Below are 8,668 nucleotides of genomic sequence, written 5' to 3'. Positions count from 1 at the left end.
CCGGCCGCGACGTCCCCCGCCGCCCCGTCCGCCGTCCCCTCCGCGGCCCCGACCGCGGCCCAGGCCCCGGCCCCGGCCTCGGCACCGCCTTCCGAGACGCCCGCTTCCGTCCCGACCGATTCCGCTCGCTAAGGAGACGCCCGCGTGAAGTTCGCGATCTTTCTGAACCCCCAGATCCCCGGCTCCGGGTGGGCCGCCGAGGAGAACGCCAAGGCCAGACGGCCGATCGGACGGGACCGCGAGTCTTACCAGAAGCTGTTGCACGAGGTCCGCGAGATCGCCGTGCACGCCGACCGGATCGGCTTCGACGCCCTGATGATGACCGAGCACCACTTCCACTCGGAGGGCTTCGAGTTCTCGGTCAACCCGCTGATGTTCCTCACCGACCTCGCCGCGCGGACCGAGCGCATCCTGCTCGCGCCGCTCGGGCTCGTCCTGCCCACCTGGGACCCGATCCGCGCCGCCGAGGACGTGGCGCTGCTCGACCACTTCTCCCGGGGACGGCTGCGCCTCGGCGTCGCGCGCGGCTACCAGGCGCGGTGGGCGAACGTCCTCGGGCAGCGCTGGCACGCGTCCGCGGCCCGCTCGGACGGCTCCAAGTCCGACAACCGGAACTTCGACGTGTTCGGCGAGGTCCTGAAGATCATGAAGATGGCGTGGGAGCAGGACAGCCTGCGCTACAGGAGCGACGTGCTGGACTACGAGGTGCCCGCACCGTACGAGGGCCTGGAGGGCTGGCCCGCCCAGGAGTGGACCCGGACGTTCGGCGCGCCCGGCGAGATCGACGAGAACGGCGTGCTGCGCTCGGTCTCGGTCTGCCCCAAGCCCTACCAGGACCCGCACCCCGAGCTCTGGCAGCCGTTCACCGTGTCGGACCGCTCGGTCGTCCGGGCGGCGCAGGAGGGCATCCTGCCCTGGATGTTCACCCCGAACCCGGACGAGCACGCCAAGAAGGCCAAGCTCTACCAGGACGAGTGCGCCAAGCTCGGCAGGGACTACCGGCTCGGCGAGCACACCGGCATCCTCAAGATCGTCGGGATGGCCGACACCCGCGAGGAGGCCATCGCCACCTACGGCCAGGGCATGCAGAAGGACTTCGCGTCGTTCTTCGGCCCGTTCGGCTACCTGGAGGTGCTCCGCAAGCAGGAGGACGACAAGCACCAGCCGATCTCGCCGGAGAAGGGCGACTTCAAGCGGATGGCCGACGTCGAGATGGCGCTGATCGGCGGCCCGGACGACGTCAAGCGCGGCATCCAGCGGATGCTCGACCGGATGCCCGACCTGGAGTGGTTCGGGCTGTTCATGCAGGGCCAGCAGGGCGTCCTGCCGCTGGACACGGTCAAGCGGAACCTGGAGCTGTTCGCCACCAAGGTCATCCCCGAGTTCCAGGGCTGACGGCCGTGGAGTTCTGGCTCGGCGCGTCGTTCGTGGACGCCGACGAGTACCTGCCCCTCGCGACGGCGGCCGACCGGCTCGGCTACCACACGGTCGCGATCTCCGACCATCTGTTCCACGCCGACTACGAGGCGTCCTACCCCTACAGCGAGACGGGCGCGCCGCCCTACGCGGAGGGCACGCACTGGCCGGACGCGTGGGTCGCGATCGGCGCGATGGCGGCGGCGACGACCCGCGTCCGGTTCGCCACCAACGTCTACGTCGCGCCCGCCCGCGACCTGTTCACCGTCGCCAAGGCCGTCTCGACCGCCGCCGTGCTGTCCGGGAACCGGGTGGTCCTCGGCGTCGGGGCCGGCTGGTGCGAGGACGAGTTCCGGCAGACCGGCCAGGACTTCCGGACCCGCGGCAGGCGCCTGGACGAGATGGTCCCGGCCCTGCGCGCGCTCTGGAAGGGCGGGCAGGTCGAGCACCACGGCCGGTTCTTCGACCACGGCCCGCTCAGCATCGCGCCCGTCCCGTCCGAGCCGGTGCCGGTCTTCGTCGGCGGGGACAGCGACGTCGCGCTGCGCCGCGCCGCCCGGATCGGCGACGGCTGGATCGGCAACCGCGTCTACAAGGAGGACGACCTCGCCGACCTGCTCGACCGCCTCAGCGGCCACCTCGCCGCGCACGGCCGCACCCTGGACGACCTCCAGGTGATCGCCCCGATCGCGAAGCGGCCCAGCGCGGACCTCTACCGCAAGTGGCACGACCGGGGCGTCACCGGCACGCTCGCCGCCCCCTGGTGGATGCCGACCGACGAGGAGAAGGCCCGCCACACGGGCGTGGACCTCAAGATCGCGACCATGGAGCGGTTCGCCGAGGAGGTCATCGGCAAGATGTGATCCGTCCCGGCCGCCGGTGCGGCGGCCGGTCAGGCGGAGAGCAGGCGGGCGACGGCGCGGACGGGCGCGCCGTCGCCCGCGTGCGCGCCCTCCAGGCGCAGCGGGAACAGCGTCACCTCGGCGGGACCGGTGATCCGCTCCAGCCCGGTCAGGTTCTCGCAGATGACGGCGGACGCCCCGAGCAGCACCCGGTGCGCGGCCAGGGACCCGGACGGGTCGGCGCTGGCGGTGTCCAGACCGACCGTCCGGACCCCGGCGCCGATGATCGCCGCCGCCGTCTCCGCCGCCAGGTACGGATGGGACGTCCAGTACTCCGCGCTCCCCCACCGCCGCGACCAGCCCGTGCGGACCAGCAGCACGGCGCCCGGCCGCAGCCCGTCCGGCAGCAGCCCCGGCCCGATCTCCCGGCCCGCCAGACCCGTGGCGTCCATGAGCACGACCGGCCCGGCGAACCGCTCCAGCGGCAGTTCGGCCAGCCGCGGCAGCGCGTCGTCGATGTGGAACGGCGCGTCCACGTGGGTGCCGGACTGCGAGCCCAGGTGCAGCCGCGCCACGTTCGCGCCGTCCGCCGGGACGGTCAGCGCGGGCTCGGCCAGCACCTCCGGGTCGCCGGGGTACACCGGCATGCCGCTCTCCACGGGATGCGTCAGGTCCACGAAGGTCATGGGCACATCATCGCGTCCGATAGCGTTTCGCGTGTGCTGCCGCTCGTAACCGCCATCCGGTACGTGACACCGCTCCGCGAGGGCGGGTCGCTGCCGGGCGTCGTCGAGGCCGACGACCTCGGCACCTACGTCATGAAGTTCCACGGCGCCGGGCAGGGCCGCAAGGCCCTGGTCGCCGAGGTGATCGCCGGGGAGCTGGCGCGCCGGCTGGGCCTGCGCACCCCCGAGCTGCGGATCATCGACCTCGACCCGGTGATCGGACGGCACGAGCCCGACCCCGACGTGCAGGACCTGCTGAAGGCCAGCTCCGGCTGGAACCTCGCGGTCGACTTCCTGCCCGGCTCGCTCGGCTTCGACCCGATCGGCTGGCGGCCCGACCCGCTGTTCGCCTCCCGCGTGCTGTGGTTCGACGCGTTCATCGGCAACGTCGACCGGAGCTGGCGCAACCCCAACATGCTGGTCTGGCACAAGGACGTCTGGCTGATCGACCACGGCGCGAGCCTGATCTTCCACCACGCCTGGGCCAACGCCGACCGGCTGTTCGCGGGCCCCTACGACGTGGACGACCACGTCCTCACCCCGTTCGCGGGGCGGCTCGCGGAGGCCGAGGCCGAGTACCTCCCGCGGATCACCCCGGACCTGCTGCGCGAGCTGACCGCGCTCGTCCCGGACGCCTGGCTGGAGGGCGAGCCCGGCTTCGACTCCCCCGACGACGTCCGCGACGCCTACGTCCGGGTGCTGACCCGCCGGATCGGGAACCCGCGCGACTGGCTGCCGTCCCTGGACGTCACCGGCCGGCGCCCGCACACCGACGAGCGGCGCGGCGAGAAGCGGCCCGGCTGGCTGGGAGGTCCGGCGTGAACTCCGTCCGGCCGAGCAGGGCGAACGTGGGCGCGACGGCGTCCGGGCTGCAGGTGTTCGAGTACGCGACGCTGCGCGTGGTCCCGCGCGTCGAGCGCGGCGAGTCGATGAACGTCGGGGTGATCGTCTACTGCCGGGCGCTGGAGTACCTGGGCTGCGCCACGCACCTGGACGAGCCGCGCCTGCTCGCTCTCGACCCCTCCCTGGACCTCGACGGCGTCCGCACGGCGCTGGCCGCCGTCGCCGGGCTGTGCCGGGGCGGGGAGGACGCGGGCCAGGCCGCCGCCGAGCCGCCCGGCGGGCGGTTCCGCTGGCTGACCGCGCCGCGCAGCACGATCGTCCAGCCCGGTCCCGTCCACGCGGGCCTCACCGGCGACCCGGCGGGCGAGCTGCACCGCCTGCTGACCCTCCTGGTCACCTGAGACCGCCGGGCCCGGCGGCAGAAGGCCGTCCCGGCGGGAGTCCCCTGGCCGGGGGTCAGAACAGGATCGACATGAACTCGCCGATCTCGTCGAAACCGACCCGGCGGTAGGCGGCCCGCGCCCGGACGTTGTAGTCGTTCACGTACAGCGACACGACCGGCGCGATCGACCGCAGCGACTCGGTGACCAGCGCCGCCATGCCCGCAACCGACAGCCCCTGGCCGCGCAGGTCGGGCGGCACCCACACGCCCTGCACCTGGCAGGCGTGCGGGGTGACCGCGCCGACCTCGGCCTTGAACATGACCCGGCCGTCCTCGATCCGGGCGAACGCGCGGCCGGACCGGATCAGCTCGCCGACCCGCGCCCGGTACAGGACGCCGCCGTCGCCCGCGTTCGGCGAGATCCCCACCTCTTCGGTGAACATCGCGACGCAGGCCGGGTAGAGCAGGTCGAAGTCGGACATCCGGGCGCGGCGAACCGCGGGATCCGCCGGGACGGGCGGGGTCCGCGAGGTCGCCATGACCGGCTGGAGCCCCCGCACCGCGCGCGGCGGACCCCAGTACGGGCCGAGGATCTCCCAGAGGCCGGTGACCGCGTCGACCGGGCCCACGATGGACGAGCAGCGCCGGCCCTGCGCCTGGGCGCGCTCGGCGAACGCGCGCACGGCGTCCGGGCCGGCGTTGACCGGGATCAGGTTCGCCCCGGCGTAGCAGAGCGACCGGAGCCGCCCGTCCCGCTGGTAGCCCCACATCTGCGCGCCGAGCCGCCTGGGGTCGAGCCCGGCCGCGTGGACGCGCGAGCTGACGAACACGTTCGCGACCGGGTCGGCGTCCAGGATGCGCAGCGCCTCGTCGCGGTGCCGGTCGTCCAGCACCCGCACCGGCGACGCCCCCAGCATCCGCATGGCTATCGGGCCGCCATCACCGTTGTCAGCACCACGTAACCAAGACTAGATCCTCGTTCCGACCGATGCCGACCCGGGACCGGCCGCCCGGCTCCGCTCACCGGCCCGATCCGGGGTCCGGGCCGGGGTTCCGTCCGGGTTCAGGCGCGGGATCCGGGCCGCCTGCCGGGCGTGGGTCCGGGCCCGCTTGGCCGCGCCCTCCGGGACCGGCGGCGCCGGGGCCTTGCAGGACGTGCCCGCCGCGGGCAGTGCCCCGGTGGCGAAGTACCGGTTGACGGCGCCGTCCACACAGGGGTCGCCGTTGAGGGTGATGCCGTGGTTGCCGCCGCCGACCTGCAGCAGCAGCCGCGAGTTCGGCAGCAGCCGGTGGGTCTCCTGGGCGCCGTTCAGCGGGGTGGCGGCGTCCTCGGTGCCCTGGACGAGCAGGATGGGCGGCAGGGTCGCCCGGCCCGCGGCCTTCGGCGGCGGCCCGCCCCGCACCCGCCAGCTCGCGCAGGGGGCGTTGTACCAGGTGTTGCTCCAGGTCTCGAACGTGTATCCCGCGCGGTAGAGGCGGACGGCGTCGTCGCGCCAGCGCCGCCAGCCGCGCGGCCACGCGGCGTCCCGGCACTGGACGGCGTTGTAGACGGCGTAGTTGTTCTGGTCGAGGAAGTCGGGCTTCTTCCACGCCTGCCCGAGCGGCTTGGGATCGCCGTGCAGGTAGGCGGAGAGCAACTTGGCGTGGCCGGGCCAGCCCGCGTCACCGTACCCCTCCGACAGGAACATGTCGTCCAGCTCGGACGCCCCGACCCGGCCGTTCACCGGGTGGGCCTTCAGCGCGGCGCGGACGCGCTGGTACGCGGCGGCGACCTGCTTCTCGTCGCCGCCCAGGTGGTAGACCGCGTCGTAGCGGGCGATCCAGGCGAAGTAGGCGCGGATCCGCTTCTCGAACGCCACGTTCTGGTCGAGGTTGTCGTCGTACCAGACGCCGCTGGGCCGCACGACGCTGTCCAGCACCATCCGCCGCACCCGGTCCGGGTACCTCGAGGCGTACACCGTGCCCAGGTAGGTGCCGTAGGAGTAGCCGAGGTAGTTGATCCTCCGCTCGCCGAGCGCGGCGCGGATGTCGTCCAGGTCGCGCACCCACTCGTCGGTCCCCATGTGCGCCAGCAGGCGCGGGTACCGGCGGGCGCAGTCGGCCGAGTACCGCGCGGCGCGCGCCCGCCAGGCGTTCTCCTCCGCCGTGTTCGCGGGGATGGTGTCGGCGCGCGGGCGGCCCGGGTCCTGGTAGGACTCGTCGCAGACGACGGCGGGACGGCTGCCGCCCACGCCGCGGGGGTCGAAGCCGATCCAGTCGTAGGCGGCGGCGACGCGGCGCTGCATGCCGTACGAGAACAGCATCGGCATGTCGCGGCCGTGCGCGCCGGGCCCGCCCCGGTTCAGCAGGACGACCCCCTGCGAGCGGGCCGCGGTGTGCCTGGCGCGGGTCAGCGCGAGGGTGATCTGCTCCCCCCGCGGCCGGGAGTGGTCGAGGGGCACCCGCAGGGAGCCGCACTCCAGGCCGCGCAGGCGGCCCTTCTCGACCGGGTCGTTCTTCGGGCAGGGCCGCCAGGTGATCGTCTCGCGGGCGGCGGCGGGAACGGAAAGGACGGTGAGGACGGCGACCGCCGCGGCGGCCCCGGCCGTCGCGCGGTGGGCTATGGGGTTGCGCACCCTCGAGTTCTATCGGCCGGGTCACGCGCGGCCCGCGATCCGTGATTCCCGCGTTTCCGGGCAAACCCGCGTTACTGCCGAAGCCGGACGGCGCTTCCGACCGAGCCGTCCGGCAGGGACGGAAACAGACGGAAAGGGAACGGGCGGCAAGGGAACGGGCGGAAAGAGAACGGGGCCGCTCCCTGCGGAGCGGCCCCGAGAGACCCCAGGGGTGGACGGACGTCAGAGACGGCCGACCGGGAGGTCCTTGCCGCCCTGGACGCCCGCGGACCGCAGCTGCTGCGTCGGGTCCGGGTTGTTCAGCGCCGGGTCGGCCTTGCAGGAGTCGTCAGGTCCGGGACGGCCCTTCGGCAGCCAGCCGGTGGACAGGTACTTGCCGACCTTGTCGTCCAGGCACTTGTTGCCGTTGAGCGTGTTGGCGTGGGTCTTGCCGCCGAGCTCCAGGAGCAGGCGCGACGACGGGAAGCGCTTGTGCATCTCGTAGCCGCCCGCGACCGGGGTCGCGGCGTCCAGCGTGGACTGGACGAGCAGGATGCCGCCCAGGCCCTTCTTGCCCTGGATCTTCAGCGCCGGACCGCCCTTGAACGGCCAGAACAGCACCGGGGCGTTGTACCAGACGTTGCTCCAGGTGTTGAAGCGGTTGCCCTGCTTCACGAGCTTGTTGGCGTCGCTCTTCCACTTGGCCCAGCTGCGCGGCCACGCGGCGTCCGCGCCCTGGACGGCGTTGTAGACGGCGAAGCCGTTGTCGTCGTCACCCGGGTCGACGCTGTCCACCAGCGGCTTCGGGTCCTTCTTGACGATCCACGCCGACAGGGCCGCGGCCGGGTCCATGTAGGCCGAGGTGTAGTAGCCGGCGGACAGGACGATGTCGTCCAGCTCGTCACCGCCGACGAGACCGCCGATCGGCTTCTTCAGGGCGGCGGCGCGGGTCTTGTAGTACAGCGCCTCGACGGCCTTGCCGGTCTTGCCCAGGTGGTAGACCGAGTCGTACTTGGCGATCCACGCGAACCAGAGCTTGATGTTCCGCTCGAACGCCTTGTCCTGCTCCAGCTGCGAGCCGTACCAGACGGTCTTGGGGTTGACGTTGCCGTCCAGCACCATGCGGCCGACGCGGGTCGGGAACATGGTCGCGTAGGTCGCGCCCAGGTAGGTGCCGTAGGAGAAGCCGTAGTAGTTCGTCTTCTTGGCGCCGAGGGCCGCGCGGATGCTGTCCATGTCGCGCGCCACGTCGGTGGTCCGCATGTGCGGCAGCAGCCAGCCGAACTTCTTCTGGCAGTCCTGCGCGTACTTCTTGGACTTGGCCAGCCAGTACCGCTCGATCTTCGCCGAGGTGGGGGTGTAGTCCGGGCGCGGCGGCTTGGCGTAGTGCGCGTCGCAGGTCAGCGCCGGCTTGCTGGAGCCGACGCCGCGCGGGTCGAAGCCCACGAAGTCGAACTTCGCCGCGGCGGCGCCCTGCCCGACGCCCTTCATCCAGCGCGGCAGCTTCTCGGAGTAGGCGTAGCCCGAGCCGCCGGGACCGCCCGGGTTGCCGAGCATGATGCCCTGGTAGTGCTTGGTGTCGGTGTGGTGCGTCCGCGAGATCGCGATCTGGATCTTCTTGCCGTTGGGCTTGGCGTAGTCCAGCGGGACGGTCACGAACCCGCAGTCGGCCTTGGCCGCGACCAGCTTGGGGTCGGTGCACTTGACCCAGCTGACCTTCGGCTTGGCCGGGGCCTGCGACGGGGCCGCGAGAGCGGCGGACGCGGTGCCGCCGACACCCACCACCGCGGCGGCCGCGGCGATGACGATCTTCTTCATCCAGTGGTCCTTCGGAACGGGGCGCGCCCCGCCTCGGTGGAGGCGGGG

Annotated in this window: 8 protein-coding genes; 4 read left to right on the top strand and 4 right to left on the bottom strand. The window is 72.8% G+C overall.

Features of this window, described 5'->3' with window-relative positions:
* Positions 1 to 144 precede the first annotated feature (144 nt).
* On the top strand, positions 145 to 1,395 hold the full coding sequence (locus DZF91_RS33035) for an LLM class flavin-dependent oxidoreductase (protein WP_117360968.1): 1,251 nt from the start codon (positions 145 to 147) through the stop codon (positions 1,393 to 1,395).
* 5 nt (positions 1,396 to 1,400) lie between these two features.
* Positions 1,401 to 2,279, top strand: a complete 879-nt coding sequence (locus tag DZF91_RS33030; RefSeq protein ID WP_117360967.1) for a TIGR03619 family F420-dependent LLM class oxidoreductase — start codon at positions 1,401 to 1,403, stop codon at positions 2,277 to 2,279.
* A 29-nt stretch (positions 2,280 to 2,308) separates the two neighbouring features.
* On the opposite strand, the gene DZF91_RS33025 is transcribed toward DZF91_RS33030, so the two are convergent.
* The gene (locus DZF91_RS33025) at positions 2,309 to 2,944 is read right to left on the bottom strand and encodes a cyclase family protein (RefSeq protein ID WP_117360966.1); all 636 of its coding nucleotides are present in this window, start codon (positions 2,942 to 2,944) and stop codon (positions 2,309 to 2,311) included.
* Between the two features lie 33 nt (positions 2,945 to 2,977).
* Between DZF91_RS33025 and DZF91_RS33020 the strand changes: the two genes are divergently transcribed.
* Positions 2,978 to 3,805 (top strand): HipA family kinase, encoded by an 828-nt coding sequence (locus DZF91_RS33020; RefSeq protein ID WP_117360965.1) that lies wholly within the window; start codon positions 2,978 to 2,980, stop codon positions 3,803 to 3,805.
* On the top strand, positions 3,802 to 4,227 hold the full coding sequence (locus DZF91_RS33015; RefSeq protein ID WP_268915993.1) for a DUF3037 domain-containing protein: 426 nt from the start codon (positions 3,802 to 3,804) through the stop codon (positions 4,225 to 4,227). The genes DZF91_RS33020 and DZF91_RS33015 overlap by 4 nt, the downstream gene beginning before the upstream one ends.
* 55 nt (positions 4,228 to 4,282) lie before the next feature.
* Here the strand turns inward: DZF91_RS33015 and DZF91_RS33010 are convergent, their stop codons facing one another.
* The 3 genes from DZF91_RS33010 to DZF91_RS33000 all read right to left on the bottom strand — a co-directional run bounded on the left by DZF91_RS33010 (position 4,283) and on the right by DZF91_RS33000 (position 8,620).
* On the bottom strand, positions 4,283 to 5,125 hold the full coding sequence (locus DZF91_RS33010; RefSeq protein ID WP_199487066.1) for a GNAT family N-acetyltransferase: 843 nt from the start codon (positions 5,123 to 5,125) through the stop codon (positions 4,283 to 4,285).
* 51 nt (positions 5,126 to 5,176) lie between these two features.
* The gene (locus DZF91_RS33005) at positions 5,177 to 6,823 is read right to left on the bottom strand and encodes an alpha/beta hydrolase (protein ID WP_235834749.1); all 1,647 of its coding nucleotides are present in this window, start codon (positions 6,821 to 6,823) and stop codon (positions 5,177 to 5,179) included.
* A gap of 222 nt (positions 6,824 to 7,045) precedes the next feature.
* Positions 7,046 to 8,620: an alpha/beta hydrolase gene (locus DZF91_RS33000; protein WP_235834748.1), complete on the bottom strand. Its 1,575-nt coding sequence runs from the start codon at positions 8,618 to 8,620 to the stop codon at positions 7,046 to 7,048.
* Positions 8,621 to 8,668 lie beyond the last annotated feature (48 nt).

The organism is Actinomadura logoneensis (assembly GCF_003428695.1).
GTDB lineage: Bacteria > Actinomycetota > Actinomycetes > Streptosporangiales > Streptosporangiaceae > Spirillospora > Spirillospora logoneensis.
The sequence above is the reverse complement of the archived record's forward strand: the minus strand, read 5'-3'. Positions and strand labels throughout refer to the sequence as shown.